Source organism: Aeromonas sp. PrichA-15, assembly GCF_017939245.1.
Lineage (GTDB): Bacteria > Pseudomonadota > Gammaproteobacteria > Enterobacterales > Aeromonadaceae > Aeromonas > Aeromonas caviae.
In genome coordinates this window covers 1-14,851 of record NZ_JAGKRH010000033.1, presented here as the reverse complement: position 1 = coordinate 14,851, position 14,851 = coordinate 1, and the positions used below count along the sequence as shown (strand labels likewise).

The window sequence follows — 14,851 nt, the reverse complement described above, 5'->3', positions numbered from 1 at the left end:
GGAGGTTGGCGGAGTTACGGGGCTGCATAGGCGTCATGTTCATAGAAAAACGCCCCAGGCCATCGAGACCCAGGGCGGTGAAGATATCAAAGACCCGTTTTCCGGTAAATCGCAATGCGGCTCCGCTTAAGTGAACAGCATTGCGGTCGGTGCCGGCCCTTACCGGCTGGTGAGCTTCCTGCCCGGCCAACAGCTGGTGGTGGAGGTAAACCCCCATTACGCCGGTGGCAACAATGACTTCAAGCGGCTGGTGTTTGTCTTTATCGATGAAGAGAGCGCCTATGCCGCCGCCCAGAGCAGCCAGCTCGATGTGGTGCGCATCGCCCCGTCGCTGGCGCCTACCGTGCCTGCCTCCCTCAAGCTGTGGGTGCGGCCGAGTGTCGAGAACCGCGGCATCGTCTTCCCCATTCCTCCAGCGAGCAAGCGTGGCGAAGAGGTTAAAAAAGATGCCAAGGGTTATCCCATCGGCAACGACGTGACCTCGGATGTGGCGGTGCGCCGCGCCATCAACTACGCCATCGACCGCAAGCTGCTGGCCGACCAGCTGCTGGAAGGACATGCCATCCCCGCCTACAGCGCGGTAGAAGGCTTGCCCTGGCTGAACAACGCCACCGCCTTCAAGGATGGGGATGCGGCCCACGCCAATGCCCTGCTCGACGAGGCCGGTTGGAAGATGGGCAGTGACGGCATTCGCCACAAGGGCTCCCTGCGCGCCGCCTTTACCCTCTGGTACACCAGTGGCGACAGCACCCGCCGGGATCTGGCGGAAGCGGTGCGGGCCATGCTGGGGCCCATTGGCCTTGAGGTGAGCCTCAAGTCCGGCAGCTGGGAACAGGTGGAGCGGGAGATGCACGCCAATCCGGTGCTGATGGGGTGGGGGAGTCTGGATCCCATGGAGCTCTATCACCACTACCAGATCGGCTCCGGTGGCGTGGAGTTCTACAACCCGGGCTACTACAGCAACCCTGTGGTGGATAGCCACCTCAAGCAGGCGCTAGATGCCCCGAACTGGCAGGCGGCCGTGCCGTTCTGGCAGCAGGTGGAGTGGGATGGCAAGACCGGCGCCGGAGTGCAGGGAGATGCGGCCTGGGCCTGGCTGCTCAACGTGCAGCACACTTATCTGGCCAATCGCTGCATCGACCTTGGCAAGGGGGCGCCGGAAATCCACGGTAGCTGGTCACTGCTCAACAACCTGCAGGATTGGCGGTGGACGTGCCGTTAAGTTCCCCACTATGATGACTGCCACTCTAAAAGCCCTGCTGCGTCTGGCAGGGCTGCTCTGTCTGGTCTCGGTCGCCACCTTTGTGCTGCTGAGCTATTCCCCCATCGACCCCATCAAGGCCTATATCGGCAACGATCTGCTCCATGTGCCGCCGGAGCAGTACGCCCGCATCGCCGCCCGCTGGGGGCTGGATCAGCCGCTGTGGCTGCGCTACTGGCACTGGTTTACCCAGGTGCTGCAGGGGGATCTCGGTTACTCCATGCTCTACAACGCACCGGTGGGTGAGGTCATAGGCCAGCGCTTTGCCGCCTCTTTCCTGCTGCTGGCGGGTGCCTGGCTGCTCTCCGGCTTTTTCGGGATTTTGCTGGGCCTCTGCGCCGGGCGCTATCTCAACCGCTGGCCCGATCGCCTTATTTGCCGTTTTGCCTACCTGCTCGCCTCCTTGCCCACCTTCTGGGTCGGCCTGTTGCTGCTCGCCATGTTTGCGGTGCACTGGCCGCTACTGCCGGTCTGCTGCGCCTGGACGCCGGGGCTCGCTGCCGATGAAGCGGACTGGTTGATGCGATTGCGCCATCTGTTGCTACCGGTGACCACGCTCGCCCTGCTCGGGGTGGGCAACATAGCCCTGCATACCCGGGGGCGGGTGGCCGAGGTGCTGGCGAGCGACTTTATCCGCTACGTCCGTGCCCAGGGGGATGGCGGCTGGCCCATGCTGCGTTTTCACGTGCTGCGCCACGCCCTGACCCCGGCGCTCTGCCTGCAGTTTGCCTCCCTTGGCGAGCTGATTGGCGGATCGCTCTTGGCCGAAAAGGTCTTCTCCTACCCGGGGCTCGGCCAGGCCACCGTGGATGCGGGGCTGCGGGGCGATATCCCCTTGCTGATGGGAATCGTGCTCTTCTGTACCCTGCTGGTCTTTATTGGCAACACGGTGGCCAGTTTGCTGCTGGCCCGTATCAATCGGGGTTGGGAGGGTGAGCATGCTGTTTAATCCGCTTCCCTCCATACTGCGGCTGGGTTTTGCCCTGCTCGGATTGGCGCTACTGGCTACTTACGGCTGGAGCCTCTCTCATCAGGATGTGCCGATGGATCTGCTGGCGCGCCAGCAGCCTCCTTCGCTGACCCACTGGTTCGGCACCGATCAGATGGGACGGGATCTCTGGTTGCGCGCCTTTCAGGGCACCCTCACCAGTCTGGAGCTCGGCATCAGCACGGCGCTCTGCAGTGGCCTGCTGGCCATGATGGCGGCAAGCGTGTCGCTCATTCACCCCAGATGTGATGAGGCGGTACGAATGGTGATCGACGCCATGCTGGCGTTGCCCCATATGCTGCTCTTGATCCTTATCTGCTTTACCGTGGGGGGCGGTATGCGCGGGGTGATCCTGGCGGTGGCGCTCACCCACTGGCCCAAGCTGGCGCTCATTCTTTGCGCAGAAGCGCGGCGGATCGCCTGCAGCGACTATGTGGTGCTGGCCCGTTGTCAGGGGATGGGGGCGCTGCGTCGCTGGCGTACCCACCTGTTGCCGGGGCTGTTGCCTCAGTGGTTTATCGGCACCTTGCTGATGTTTCCCCATGCGGTACTGCACAGCGCGGCCTTGAGCTTTCTCGGCTTTGGTCTGGCGGCCCACGAGGCCTCGCTGGGCCTGCTGCTGGCCGATGCCCTGCGTTATCTGGCCGGTGGAGGCTGGTGGCTGGCCCTCTTCCCGGGGTTGATGCTGCTGACCTTGGTTTTACTGTTTGATCAGGCTACCCGGGCCTTGCAACAGCTGCTGTGGCACAGGAGTGAACCATGCTGAGTTTTGATCAGGTGACCATAGAGGCGGCTCACTACTCCTGGCTGGGGCGGCGCAGCTGGCGACCGCTGTTGACCGATATCAGCCTGCAACTGGCGCCCGGCGAAATCGTGGCGCTGGTGGGGGGGAGCGGCGAGGGCAAGAGCCTGCTGCTGCAAAGCGCTCTGACTCTGCTGCCGGACAATCTGCGCATGGGCGGCAGCATCTCTCTTGATGGCACGCCTCTGTGCGATGCCAGCCGGGCCCGTCTGCGCGGCCACACCCTCTGCTATGTGCCGCAGGGGGTGAGTGCCCTCAATCCGTTGCTGACGGTGGGGCGCCAGCTGGGGCGGGCGACACGTCTCTGCGGTCAGAGCGGTTCCCGCGAGCGGCTCGGTGAGCAACTGCTGCGCTACCAGCTGCCCGCGACCACCTTGGACAGATTCCCGCGCCAGCTCTCCGGCGGCATGGCCAAGCGCATTCTGGCCTGCACCGCGGCCCTCGGCGGCGCTCGCTACATTCTGGCGGACGAGATCACCGCCTGGCTCGACGAGGGGCTGGCCTGCCAGCTGCTCAGCCAGTTGCGTGAATTGGCCAATCAGGGCAGCGGCATCCTCTGGGTGACCCACGATCTGGTGCTGGCGGCCCGCTTTGCCGATCGCATAGTCGCGCTGCATCAGGGGCAGGTGAGCGATACCTTGAGCTGCCACCATCTGCGCCAGGGGCAGGGGAGCGAGATGCTCCGCGCCCACTGGCAGGCGCTGCCGGAGTTCAATTCGCTTTTCCCTACACCGGAGGTTTCCTGATGTTGGAAGTACAAAACCTCACCATCGCCCAGGGGGCACGCCCCCTCTGGCAGGGGTTATCGCTGACGGTCAAGGCGGGCGAGCGGCTCGGCATCTCCGCCCCGAGCGGCCATGGCAAGACCACATTGGGGCGGGTATTGGCCGGTTGGCAACCGGTTGGGGCCGGCGGGCAGATCCTGCTGGATGGGCAGCCTGTGCCTGAACAGGTAAACGGCTATAACCCTATCCAGCTGGTGCCCCAGCACCCGGAACTCACCTTCAATCCCTATCGTACCACCGGGCAGGCGCTGTGGGATGTGTGGCGCCCCGATGACGCCATGCTGGCCCGCTTTATGGTCAAACCTGAGTGGCTCGGCCGTAAACCCGGCCAGCTCTCCGGCGGCGAGCTGGCCCGCATCGCGCTGTTGCGCGCCCTCGATCCCCGCACTCGACTGCTGATTGCCGATGAGGTGACCGCCCAGCTGGATCCGCAAATCCAGCGCCAGCTCTGGCTGGAGTTGATGTTGGAGTGCGAACAGCGCGGGCTTGGCATGGTGATCTTCAGCCACCAGCAGGCACTGCTGCGCCAGATCTGTCATCGGGTGCTGCGCTTTGGTGAGGAGACGGCTGAGCAGGAGGCGATGGCCCGTAGCGTGGCCTGAGGATTGGCTTCCCCCTCATCCCCAGCCCTTCTCCCGTAAGGGGAGAAGGGAGCAGAAGGTGCCATTTCGCCAGGCTCGGGGTTTAGGGTTTGGAGAACCTCTGGGTTTGAAAATATGGCTGGTTGTTATGCTTGAAGCTCCCCTGAGGGGTTTGAGGGCGTCGTATAGTCGCGGCATCCACAAACCGGTTCCCTCTCCCTGGGGAGAGGGCCAGGGTGAGGGGACGCTGGCTACTCCGAACAGATAGCACGGCCGACAAGGTTCATAGACAAAAGAGAGGGAGGCATCAGCCTCCCTCTCTTGTTTTCTACCGTTATCAGCGGTGTTTAACAGGTTCAGGCACTGGCCAGCCAGTTGAGCCAGGCATCCATCCCTTCGCCTGTGGTGGCGCTGACCTGGATCACCTGGATATAGGGATTGACCCGTTTGGCGTTCTCGATGCAGCGGGCGACATCGAAGCTGACATAGGGCAGCAGATCAATCTTGTTGATCACCATCAGCTGGGCGGCGGCAAACATGTCCGGGTATTTCAGCGGCTTCTCTTCCCCCTCGGTGACGGAGAGGATCGCCACCTTGTACTTCTCGCCGAGATCGAAGCTGGCGGGGCAGACCAGATTGCCCACGTTCTCGATAAAGAGGATGCCCCCTTGATTGGCGGGCAGCTGGTGGCAGGCATCGTGCACCATCTTGGCGTCCAGATGGCAGCCCTTGCCGGTGTTGATCTGCACGGCAGGGACACCGGTGGCGCGGATGCGATCCGCATCGGCACTGGTCTGCTGATCCCCTTCGATCACGGCGCAGGGGCGCTTGTCGGCCAGCTGGCGCAGGGTTTCGCACAGCAGGGTTGTTTTGCCTGAACCCGGGCTAGATACCAGATTGAGCACCAGCTGGTCGGCAGCTGTGAAGTGCTCGCGGTTGTGGGCGGCCAGCGCATTGTTCTTGGCCAGCACATCCATCTCGATGGCGATCAGCTGGCGCTGCCCCATGCCGGGTACCGACAGTCCCGCTTCCCCTTTGCCATAGTGCAGATCACCCTGCTGATGGTCATGGTCATGGTCATGGTCATGGTCATGGTCATGGTCATGGTCGTGGTCATGAGAGTGGGCATGATCATGGTGGTGCTCATGGGGGTGATCATGACCCTCATGGCTTATGGGAGCCCGCACCCCGTGGTAGTGGTGATGGACATCCCCCTGATGGTGGTAGTGGTGGTGAATGATCAGGGTGCGCGGCGCACTCTGCTCGTGGTCATGATGGTGATGGGCGTCATGGGCATGATGATGGTCGTGCTCATGACCATGTTCATGGTGATGTTCATGCTCGTGATGATGCTCATGATCGTGCTCATGGCCGGCGATCCGCGCCTGGCCGCATCCGCATACGCTACACATATCAACTTACCTCGATGTCGGTGATGCGCAGGCTATCGCCCTGCGCGACGCGTAATTTGTACCCACCACACCCGGGACAGGCCTGCCCGCGCGCGGTGAGGGTGACCGTCTGGTTGCAGTCGTAACACCAGGCCTCTGCCGCCTGGTGTTGAAAGTGCAGTTGGGCCCCTTCGACGGCGGTGCCCTTGGCGGCCGCCTCGAAACAGAAGGCAATGGTGTCCGGGTCGACGCAGGAGAAGCTGCCGACCTCGAGCCAGAGGGCGGTCACCTTGTTAAAGCCCCGCTGGGTGGCCTGCTCGGCCGCCAGATCGATGGCGGCCATGGCCAGAGACATTTCGTGCATGGTGGCTCCTTAACCGATAGGGGGAGGAGCAGTGACTCCTCCCCCTAATTGGGAAAACGGCATGGCTGATCAGCAGATCCGCGGCAGCAGTTCCCCCTGCGGTAGCTCCAGATAACGGTGGCTGCCCCAGGGGTTGTTCAAGATCACCTTGTGGCGATCGCTCGCCTGCACCACGCCGATCTGGCTGGCGGCGGGGTTGAATTGCCGCAAGATGCCCAGCGCGTCCCGCGCCTGTTCGGCGGGCAGGGCCAGCACCATGGTTCCCTCGTTGGCGAGATCATGGGGCTCGAAACCGTAGAGCTCGCACAGGCCGCGCACCGGATCGCACACCGGAATGGCGGACTCCTCCAGTTCGATGGCAACGCCGGAGGCGGTGCTCCATTCGTTGAGCACGGCGGCGAGGCCACCGCGGGTGGCATCGCGCAGGGCGTGAGGGGTAATACCCGCTTTTAGCAGCGCTTCTACCTGCGGCCAGAGGGTGGTGCAGTCGCTCTTGAGATCGGATCCCAGTTGCAGGGCGTCTCGGGCTATCAGGATGCAGGCGCCGTGGCTGCCGATATCCCGCGACACCAGAATGGCGTCACCGGCCTTGAGGTTGCGTACCGAGATGTCCCGGCTCTGTTCAGGCAGCGGGAATGTGCCGACCCCGCTGGTGTTGATAAAGATCTTGTCGGCCGCCCCCTTGGGCACCACCTTGGTGTCGCCGCAGACGATGCGGGCGCCGCTCTTGGCAAGCTCCGCGGCCATCGACTCGACGATGCGGGTAAGATCGGCGTAGGAGAAGCCCTCCTCGATGATAAAGCTGCAGCTCAGATACTCGGGCTTGGCTCCCATCATGGCGAGATCGTTGACCGTACCGGCGATGGCTAGCTTGCCGATATCGCCCCCCTCGAAGAAGAGCGGCGAGACGGTAAAGCTGTCGGTGGTGAAGGCAACGGGGCCGCTCACCGGCAGCAGGGCGGCATCTTCACCGCGCAGCAGGATCTCGTTACCAAAGTGGCGAAAGAAGAGCTGGTTGATCAGCTGATTCATCTCGACGCCACCGCCGCCGTGGCTAAGTTGGATTTCTCTCATTGTTCCTGGATCCCCATATATCGGTAGTAGGCATTACAGGCCCCTTCGGAGCTGACCATGCAGCTGCCCATGGGCTGGGTCGGGGTGCAGCCCCGGCCAAAGACCTTGCACTGGTTCGGCTTGGCCAGGCCGCGCAGGATATCGGCGCACTGGCACGCCTTGTGGTCATCGATGGGAGTCTGATTGAGTTGAAAGTGACGCTCCGCATCGCGCTTGGCAAAGGTATCGCGCAGGCGCAGGGCGGAGGCGTTGATATCCCCCAGACCTCGCCAGCGAAAGTGCTCGCGGGTCTCGAAAAAGCGCTCGACCAGCCGCTGGGCGGCTTTGTTGCCGCTGGCGGTGACGGCGCGGCTGTACTGCACCTCCAGCGCGTAGCGACCCTCCACCTTCTGGAGCACCATCATCAAGAGCGCCTCCATCACATCCACTGGCTCGAAGCCGCTCACCACCACCGGTACCTGATAGCGATCGACGATGGGCAGGTAGATATCGGCGCCTGTGATGACACTGACGTGGGAGGGGCCGATAAAGGCGTTCACCTTGGCCACCCCGTCGGCCATCACAGCATGAATGGCGGGGGGCACCAGCACATGGTTGATATGAAACAGGAGGTTCAGGGCCCCTTGCTCTTCAGCGGCAGCCAGCAAGGCGGCGGTCATGGGGGTAGAGGTCTCGAAACCGATGGCGAAGAAGACCACAGTTTTCTCCGGATTCTCTTTGGCGATGCGCAGGGCATCGAGGGGGTCATAGACGGGGCGAATATCGCTCCCCTTGGCCCGCTGCTGGGCCAGCGTGCCTTTGGATCCCGGTACCCTGATCATGTCCCCCAGGGTGACCAGAATGACGTTGGGCTGGCTAGCCAGCTCTATGGCCTGATCGATGCGCTCTTTGGGCATGATGCAGACCGGGCAGCCGGGGCCGTGGACAAACTGGATGCTGGCCGGCAGCAGCTGGTGCAGGCCGTACTTCATGATGGTGTGGGTATGGCCGCCGCATACCTCCATCACCCGCAGCGGTTCGGGGAGTAATTTGGCCAGTTCGGTGATCTGGGTTGCGAGGGCGCGGATAACGTCAGGCTGACGAAAGCCCTGAAACAGGTCATTCAAGGTCAGCATGGCAAGATATCCTGTTTGGGCATCAGGGCCACCATCTGGCGGAAGCTCTCGAGGCTGGCCTGCGCCTCCGCTTCGTCAATCTTGCTCATCACAAAGCCGATATGGAGCAGCACATAGTCGCCCACCTGGAGAGGCTCTTCGAGCAGCATGCAGCTGACGCGCCGCTGCACCCCCAGGGTGTCGACGGTGACGCAGTTATCTTCGGGGTGCAGCTGCACCACCTGAGAGGGGATGGATAGACACATGGATTTCAGGACTCCGACAAGGTGGCACAACCGGTGGTGACAGGCTGGTGCGTGGCAAGATGGTGGATGGCAAACCAGAGCTGACCGGCGGCGATGCCACCGTCATTGAGCGGCAGGGTTTCGCTGGTCAATACCTGTCGGCCGGCGGCTTCGAGGCCAGAAACAAGCTGGTCCATCAGCACCCGGTTTTGAAAGACGCCGCCCCCGAGCGCCACCGGATAGCCGGGGAAGCGCTCGGCAAGGGCAACGGCCAGATTGCTGATGGCGCGGATAAAACCGGCGGCCAGGCTGGCAGTGGAGGTGCCTTTGCGCCGCTCGTTGACAAGGGTATGGATGAGCTCTGCCCACTCGATCTGCAGCGGCCCTTCCGCTGATTGGCTGAGGTCAAAGGCGAGGGGGAAGGGCTGTTCATCGGGGGCCAGCTGCAAGGTGGCCGCCTCCAGCAAGAGCCCCGCTTCGCCCTCGTAATCCGGGGTGTCGATCACCCCCAAGAGCGCCGCCACCGCATCGAACAGCCGACCGATGGAGCTGGTATGGGGGGCGTTGCGACCCAAGCGCCAGAGCTGGTGCAGATTGTTGATCTGCCCAGCGGGCAGTTGCTTGATCAACGGAATATCGAGGGCACTGATCTCCTCCACGCTATAGGATTCGAACAGCAGCCCCAGCAGCTGGCGCACCGGCTCGCGGATGGCCGCTTCGCCGCCGATGAGCTTGAAGGGTTTGAGGTGGGCAACCCGTGTAAAGCTTTGAACGTCGGCCAGCAGCAGCTCGCCGCCCCAGAGGGTGCCGTCATCGCCAAGGCCGGTGCCATCGAAGGCCACCCCCAGCACCGGGCCCGTGATGTTGTGCTCGGCCATCACAGCCAGCAGGTGGGCGTGATGGTGCTGCACCTCGAGATGGGTTGCATTGTGATCGCGGCAATAGCCCTTGGCCCACTGGTGGCTGAGGTAGCCGGGGTGGCGATCCGAGACCAGCAGTTCGGGGTTGAGATCGTAAAGTTCGCGAAAGGTGGCCAGGGTCTGCTCGAAGTGCTCCTGCATCGGCAGGCTGTGCAGATCGCCGATATAGGGGCTGTAGATGCGCTGGCGGCCGAAGGCGAGCGCCAGCTGGTTCTTCTGCTGCGCCCCGACCGCCAGCAGCGGCGCCTTGACCGCCTCTTTCAGGCTGGGAGTGCAGGGGGCATAGCCCCGGGCGAGGCGCAACGTCTGGCGTCGCCCGCCTGCCCACTGCACCAGACTGTCGTCGCACGGGTGCAGGATGGGGCGGTTGTGATCCAGGATGCCGTCAATCTCGCTGCCGAGTTCCCTGACCACCGCCTCGCACTCGATAAGGATGGGGCTGCCGCGACCATTGGCGCTGGTGGCGACCAGCGGCATGGCGCAGGCATCTAGCAACAGCTGATGGAGCGGGGTGTAGGGGAGCATGACCCCAAGGTAGGGGATGCCGGGGGCGATCCCCTCGGCCAGCGGGGCCGCTGGTTGCCCAGTTTCTGAAAGCCGATCATCGTTAATGCGCTTGCGCAGCAAGGTGATGGGTCTGGCCTGAGAGGCGAGCAGTTGCCACTCGTCTTCGCTGCCGGTGACATGCAGTTTTGCCTCGGCAAGGGATCCCATCATCACCGCCAGCGGCTTGCGCGCGCGCCGCTTGAGCATTCGTAATCTGGCAACATTCTGCTCATTGCGGGCATCGCACATCAGGTGATAACCCCCCATGCCCTTGACCGCGATAAGCTTGCCCGCTTGCAGGGCGCGGGCAGCTGCTTGCAGGGCATCCTCGCGCTCGGCCAGGGCATCGCCACGACCGTTGCGCCAGCTGAGATGGGGCCCGCACTCGGGGCAGCTCACCGGCTGGGCGTGGTAGCGTCTGTCCAGCGGGTTTTCATAGGCCGCAGCGCAGGTCGGGCACATGGCAAAGCCTGCCATGGCTGTGTGGGGGCGGTCGTAGGGGAGGCGGCGGATAATGGTGTAGCGCGGGCCGCAGTGGGTGCAGTTGGTAAAGGGGTAGTGGTGGTGGCGATCCTTCGGATTGGCCACGTCCCGGGCGCACGCCTCGCACATTCCCTGATCCGGCGAGATGGCGACCGTGGCGGCGCTCTGCTGCTGGCTCGCTTTAATTCGAAACTGGCCATGAAATGGGCCATCGAAGTCGGGATCATGAGCAAGGGGCAGTTCCCGCTCGCTGAAATGATCGATACGGCTCAGTGGCGGCGCCAGTTCCCGCAGTTCGCGGGCAAAGCTGGCGAGCTGCTCAGGGGAGCCTTCGGCGCCGATGGTGACGCCGCTCGCGTCGTTCAACACATAGCCGGCAAGGCCGTGGCGCAGCGCTAGCCCATAGACGAAGGGGCGAAAGCCGACCCCCTGCACGATGCCGTCTATATGAAATTCCCGGCGCAGTCGAAGGCGTGTCGACGTGGTCATGGCGCCATCCAAAGAGGGGCCAGCGCCCCTCCCTGATAAACGGGGGGCAGGGAACCCTCCCTCATGACAGGGGGGCTGGGGAGGGCCGACAGGGGCGGCCATCCGGCGATCATCCTGGGGGATGTCATGCGATATCGAACTCCCATCTGCTGGCCTGCCGCCACGGCATGGGCCATCGGGTGCAACGAACGGGGGGCAACGGGCTGCGTCGCGATAGAAGGGGCGTAGCCTTGACAGGCAGTGGAGGCCCTCGCCCTGTCACGGGGGCCAAGTTTACCGGGGCCCTGGTCCCCAATACCTTGATCTCGCTCCTGTTTGAGTGCCAGATGCGGCGCTTCTTTGCGATCCTGTGAGCCTGCTCCGCCAGCGATCGGTGCGTGAGAACTGGCGGCGCCGCTCCCCCGGGGCGCTGAACCGGCCCCTGAAGGGGGCAAATCGAGGATGGCGGGGCCAACACGCAGGTTTTTTTGTTTGGTTTAATTTAACGATCGTGGTCAATCGAGTAGAAAAATTGAACGCCTTGGAGGCTGTTTTACCCCTTGCGGGGGCTGACGGGGGTCTGCCGGCCCTGAAAAACGGGGCCAATCCGGTTTCCCGGTGCGTCTCGGCGGCGAGGCGCCTGCGGGCGGGATCTGCCATTGGCGGCCCTGGGCTGGTATAGTCCTGCGCCAACAAAAGAGGTTGGAGAGACGGCTTGCCGATGCCCCTGGGGCGGCGCCTCTCTTCGCGGCATCAAAGGATATCCCCATGAAATTCAGTCCCCTGCTCGATGAGATGATGAAGGCGCTGCAGGTCTTGCCGGGCGTGGGCCCCAAGTCCGCCCAGCGTATGGCGTTCACCCTGCTGGAGCGCGAGCGCAGCGGCGGTCTGCGTCTGGCCTCCCTGCTCAACCGGGCGCTCACCGAAATCGGTCATTGCAGCCACTGCCGCACCTTTACCGAGAACGATCGCTGCGAGATCTGCGCCAATCCCAAGCGTGAGGAGAATGGCTTGCTCTGCGTGGTGGAGAGCCCGGCGGACGTGGCCGCCATCGAGCAGACCGGCCAGTTCTCCGGCCGTTACTTCGTGCTGATGGGCCACCTGTCGCCCCTTGACGGCATCGGCCCCGAGGAGCTGGGGCTCGATATCCTGGAGCGCCGCCTGCAAGAGGAGCAGATCAAGGAGTTGATCCTCGCCACCAACCCCACCATCGAGGGGGATGCCACCGCCTGGTACATCGCCGACATGGCCCGCACCGCCGGGGTGGAGGTGAGCCGCATCGCCCACGGCGTGCCGGTGGGCGGGGAGCTGGAGCTGGTGGATGGCACCACGCTCTCCCACTCCCTGATGGGGCGCCAGCGTCTGAGCTAAAGAGGCCACGAACCCCACCCCGGCCCTCCTCTTGGCAGGGGAGGGAGCAATGGATCCCGTCTCATGCCTCCCTTTGGCAGAGGATTTGGCAGAGGAGGGGGCTACGAATCCCACCCCTCCTATGTCAGGGGAGAGCAAGGCTGACCTCGCCATTGGCTCCACGCTCGATCCCAATCTGACCCTCCTAGCCAGACAGGGGACGACGGTGCACCTCCCCCTTGTGAAGGAGGAGGCCGGGAGGGGGTTGCCTGTGTGGGCCAAGCGAGGGGCCGGTGTGCAAATTTGCTCTCAAGTTTGCACGCAAGCCCCTTGATATTTGAAAGGCCAACCCCATCTAGCTTGGGAATCTGTTCAACCCGACGTTTTGAGGACTGGTCGATGACCCAAAGTGTTCACGCCGAAACCCACGGCTTTCAGACTGAAGTCAAACAACTGCTGAGCCTGATGGCTCACAGCCTCTACTCCAACAAAGAAGTATTCCTGCGCGAGCTGATTTCCAACGCCTCCGATGCGGCGGACAAGCTGCGCTTCAAGGCGCTTTCCGATGCCTCTTTGTTCGAAAACGACGGCCAGTTGCGCGTGCGCCTGGTGGTGGACAAAGAGAACAAGACCCTGACCATTTCGGATAACGGCATCGGCATGACCCGTGACCAGGTGATCGAGCACCTGGGCACCATCGCCAAGTCCGGCACTGCCGAGTTCTTCAAGAACCTCTCCGGTGACCAGGGCAAGGATTCCCAGCTGATCGGCCAGTTCGGGGTGGGCTTCTACTCCGCCTTCATCGTGGCCGACAAGGTGACCGTGGTCTCCCGCGCCGCCGGCACCGCGCCGGAGCAGGGCGTGCAGTGGGAATCACAAGGGGAAGGCTCCTTCACCGTGGCTGACGTGACCAAAGCAGGTCGCGGCACCGACGTCATCCTGCACCTGCGCAGCGATGAAGAGGAGTTCCTGGACGACTGGCGCCTGCGCTCCGTGGTCAGCAAATATTCCGACCACATCAGCGTGCCGGTGGAGATGTTCAAGGAGGGTACGCCGGATCGGGAAGAAGACGGTGAAACCATCGTCGGCACTCCGGGTGAGTGGGAGCAGGTCAACCGCGCCACCGCGCTCTGGACCCGCAACCCGAAGGACATCAAGGACGAGGAGTACCAAGAGTTCTACAAGCACGTCGCCCACGACTTCGAAGATCCGCTCCTGTGGGGTCACAACCGGGTGGAAGGGGCCCAGGAGTACACCAGCCTGCTCTACATCCCGGCCCGCGCGCCGTTCGATCTCTACAACCGCGAACAGAAGCACGGCCTGAAACTCTATGTGCAGCGCGTCTTCATCATGGACGACGCCGAGCAGTTCATGCCGACCTACCTGCGCTTCGTGAAAGGGGTGCTGGACTCCAACGATCTGCCGCTCAACGTCAGCCGTGAAATCCTGCAGGACAACAAGGTGACCGCCTCCCTGCGCAAGGCCTGCTCCAAGCGCGTGCTCACCATGCTCAACAAGCTGGCGAAAGAGGATGGCGAGAAGTACGCCAAGTTCTGGAGCGAGTTCGGCAATGTGCTCAAAGAGGGCCCGGCCGAGGATTACGCCAACCGGGAAGAGATCGCGAAGCTCTTGCGCTTTGCCAGCACCGCCGGTGAGGGCGAAGCCCAGACCGTGTCGCTCGAGGATTACGTTGGCCGCATGAAGGAAGGTCAGCAGAAGATTTACTACATCACCGCCGACTCTTATGCCGCTGCCAAGAACAGCCCGCACCTCGAGATCTTCCGCAAGAAGGGCGTCGAAGTGCTGCTGATGTGGGAGCGGGTGGACGAGTGGCTGATGAGCCACCTGACCGAGTTCGACGGCAAGCAGCTGGTCTCCGTCACCCGTGGCGAACTGGATCTCGGGGATCTGGAAGACGAAGCCTCCAAGCAGGCGCAGGAAGAGGCCGAAAAAGCCAACGTCGGTCTGGTGGAGCGGGTCAAGAAGAGCCTCGGGGAGGCGGTGAAAGAGGTGCGCGTCACCCACCGTCTGACCGACTCGCCGTCCTGCATCGTCACCGACGCCCACGGTATGAGCACCCAGATGATCAAGCTGATGCGCGCCGCCGGTCAGCCGGTGCCGGAGCAGAAGTACATCCTGGAGCTCAACCCCGACCATGCCCTGGTGAAGAAGCTCGGCACCATCGAGGATGAGAGCCTGTTTGGCGAGTGGGTCTCCCTCCTGCACGAGCAGGCCCAGCTGGCGGAGCAGGGTGGCCTCAATGATCCGGCGAGCTTCGTCTCCCGTATCAACCGTCTGCTACTCCAGGCGTGATGTGATTGTGATTGGCCCACTGCATGACAGTGGGCTTTTTTTTTGGTTCATCGCGGCTTTCCGGGGAAGGCCGCCTTGATTTTCAGAAAAAAGTATTCTGAGTCCCTAAATCCATATGTCATGCGCTTTATCACTTTGATCTTGTTGTTCACCCCTTCCAGCACACTCGTGTGCATCGGGTAGTTT

14 protein-coding genes and 1 pseudogene are annotated in these 14,851 nt (G+C 62.9%); 8 read left to right on the top strand and 7 right to left on the bottom strand.

Annotated elements, in window-relative coordinates:
* Nucleotides 1-145 precede the first annotated feature (145 nt).
* The 5 genes and pseudogenes from J9889_RS06540 to J9889_RS06520 all read left to right on the top strand — a co-directional run.
* A pseudogene (locus tag J9889_RS06540) lies at nt 146-1,222 on the top strand (ABC transporter substrate-binding protein); the annotation flags it as partial.
* Nucleotides 1,223-1,232: 10 nt separating this feature from the next.
* Complete coding sequence (locus J9889_RS06535) at nt 1,233-2,210, top strand: ABC transporter permease (protein WP_210556155.1); 978 nt, start codon at nt 1,233-1,235, stop codon at nt 2,208-2,210.
* Complete coding sequence (locus J9889_RS06530; protein ID WP_210556154.1) at nt 2,200-3,015, top strand: ABC transporter permease; 816 nt, start codon at nt 2,200-2,202, stop codon at nt 3,013-3,015. The genes J9889_RS06535 and J9889_RS06530 overlap by 11 nt, the downstream gene beginning before the upstream one ends.
* A complete protein-coding gene (locus tag J9889_RS06525; RefSeq protein ID WP_210556153.1) occupies nt 3,009-3,797 on the top strand; it encodes an ATP-binding cassette domain-containing protein in 789 nt (262 codons plus the stop codon). Before J9889_RS06530 ends, J9889_RS06525 begins: the two co-directional genes overlap by 7 nt.
* Nucleotides 3,797-4,438 carry an ATP-binding cassette domain-containing protein gene (locus J9889_RS06520; RefSeq protein WP_210556151.1) on the top strand — a complete coding sequence of 214 codons (642 nt, stop codon included), beginning with the start codon at nt 3,797-3,799 and terminating at the stop codon, nt 4,436-4,438. Before J9889_RS06525 ends, J9889_RS06520 begins: the two co-directional genes overlap by 1 nt.
* A gap of 335 nt (nt 4,439-4,773) precedes the next feature.
* Here the strand turns inward: J9889_RS06520 and hypB are convergent, their stop codons facing one another.
* Nucleotides 4,774-5,592: a hydrogenase nickel incorporation protein HypB gene (gene hypB / locus J9889_RS06515; RefSeq protein ID WP_210556157.1), complete on the bottom strand. Its 819-nt coding sequence runs from the start codon at nt 5,590-5,592 to the stop codon at nt 4,774-4,776.
* On the opposite strand from hypB, the gene J9889_RS06510 reads away from it, so the two are divergent.
* Entirely contained in the window at nt 5,479-5,853 is a 375-nt protein-coding gene (locus J9889_RS06510) for a hypothetical protein (protein ID WP_246878050.1), read from the top strand. The two genes, hypB and J9889_RS06510, sit on opposite strands and share 114 nt — an antisense overlap.
* On the opposite strand, the gene hypA is transcribed toward J9889_RS06510, so the two are convergent.
* From hypA to hypF, 5 genes are all read right to left on the bottom strand, one after another.
* Nucleotides 5,831-6,172 (bottom strand): hydrogenase maturation nickel metallochaperone HypA, encoded by a 342-nt coding sequence (gene hypA / locus J9889_RS06505; RefSeq protein ID WP_203976436.1) that lies wholly within the window; start codon nt 6,170-6,172, stop codon nt 5,831-5,833. The genes J9889_RS06510 and hypA overlap by 23 nt on opposite strands.
* Before the next feature lie 69 nt (nt 6,173-6,241).
* Complete coding sequence (gene hypE / locus J9889_RS06500; protein ID WP_210556149.1) at nt 6,242-7,246, bottom strand: hydrogenase expression/formation protein HypE; 1,005 nt, start codon at nt 7,244-7,246, stop codon at nt 6,242-6,244.
* Nucleotides 7,243-8,361, bottom strand: coding sequence for a hydrogenase formation protein HypD (gene hypD, locus J9889_RS06495; RefSeq protein WP_210556148.1), 1,119 nt, complete (start codon nt 8,359-8,361; stop codon nt 7,243-7,245). Before hypD ends, hypE begins: the two co-directional genes overlap by 4 nt.
* Nucleotides 8,355-8,606, bottom strand: coding sequence for a HypC/HybG/HupF family hydrogenase formation chaperone (locus J9889_RS06490; protein ID WP_033115859.1), 252 nt, complete (start codon nt 8,604-8,606; stop codon nt 8,355-8,357). The genes hypD and J9889_RS06490 overlap by 7 nt, the downstream gene beginning before the upstream one ends.
* 5 nt (nt 8,607-8,611) lie before the next feature.
* Nucleotides 8,612-11,023 carry a carbamoyltransferase HypF gene (hypF, locus tag J9889_RS06485; RefSeq protein WP_210556147.1) on the bottom strand — a complete coding sequence of 804 codons (2,412 nt, stop codon included), beginning with the start codon at nt 11,021-11,023 and terminating at the stop codon, nt 8,612-8,614.
* A 747-nt stretch (nt 11,024-11,770) separates the two neighbouring features.
* On the opposite strand from hypF, the gene recR reads away from it, so the two are divergent.
* Both recR and htpG read left to right on the top strand, forming a co-directional pair.
* Entirely contained in the window at nt 11,771-12,373 is a 603-nt protein-coding gene (gene recR / locus J9889_RS06480; protein ID WP_010674419.1) for a recombination mediator RecR, read from the top strand.
* 378 nt (nt 12,374-12,751) lie between these two features.
* Entirely contained in the window at nt 12,752-14,665 is a 1,914-nt protein-coding gene (htpG, locus tag J9889_RS06475; protein WP_210556146.1) for a molecular chaperone HtpG, read from the top strand.
* A 47-nt stretch (nt 14,666-14,712) separates the two neighbouring features.
* Here htpG and J9889_RS06470 read toward each other — a convergent pair.
* Nucleotides 14,713-14,851: transposase (locus tag J9889_RS06470; protein WP_210556156.1), on the bottom strand; the 139-nt coding region annotated here is incomplete at its 5' end.

Excerpts from the sequence above, each read along its gene's own strand:
- J9889_RS06535 (WP_210556155.1), top strand. The coding sequence starts at position 1,233 with ATGATGACTGCCACTCTAAAAGCCCTGCTGCGTCTGGCAGGGCTGCTC.
- J9889_RS06530 (WP_210556154.1), top strand. The coding sequence starts at position 2,200 with ATGCTGTTTAATCCGCTTCCCTCCATACTGCGGCTGGGTTTTGCCCTG.
- J9889_RS06525 (WP_210556153.1), top strand. The coding sequence starts at position 3,009 with ATGCTGAGTTTTGATCAGGTGACCATAGAGGCGGCTCACTACTCCTGG.
- J9889_RS06520 (WP_210556151.1), top strand. The coding sequence starts at position 3,797 with ATGTTGGAAGTACAAAACCTCACCATCGCCCAGGGGGCACGCCCCCTC.
- J9889_RS06510 (WP_246878050.1), top strand. The coding sequence starts at position 5,479 with ATGGTCATGGTCATGGTCATGGTCATGGTCATGGTCATGGTCATGGTC.
- hypA (WP_203976436.1), bottom strand. The coding sequence starts at position 6,172 with ATGCACGAAATGTCTCTGGCCATGGCCGCCATCGATCTGGCGGCCGAG.
- hypE (WP_210556149.1), bottom strand. The coding sequence starts at position 7,246 with ATGAGAGAAATCCAACTTAGCCACGGCGGCGGTGGCGTCGAGATGAAT.
- hypD (WP_210556148.1), bottom strand. The coding sequence starts at position 8,361 with ATGCTGACCTTGAATGACCTGTTTCAGGGCTTTCGTCAGCCTGACGTT.
- J9889_RS06490 (WP_033115859.1), bottom strand. The coding sequence starts at position 8,606 with ATGTGTCTATCCATCCCCTCTCAGGTGGTGCAGCTGCACCCCGAAGAT.
- hypF (WP_210556147.1), bottom strand. The coding sequence starts at position 11,023 with ATGACCACGTCGACACGCCTTCGACTGCGCCGGGAATTTCATATAGAC.
- recR (WP_010674419.1), top strand. The coding sequence starts at position 11,771 with ATGAAATTCAGTCCCCTGCTCGATGAGATGATGAAGGCGCTGCAGGTC.
- htpG (WP_210556146.1), top strand. The coding sequence starts at position 12,752 with ATGACCCAAAGTGTTCACGCCGAAACCCACGGCTTTCAGACTGAAGTC.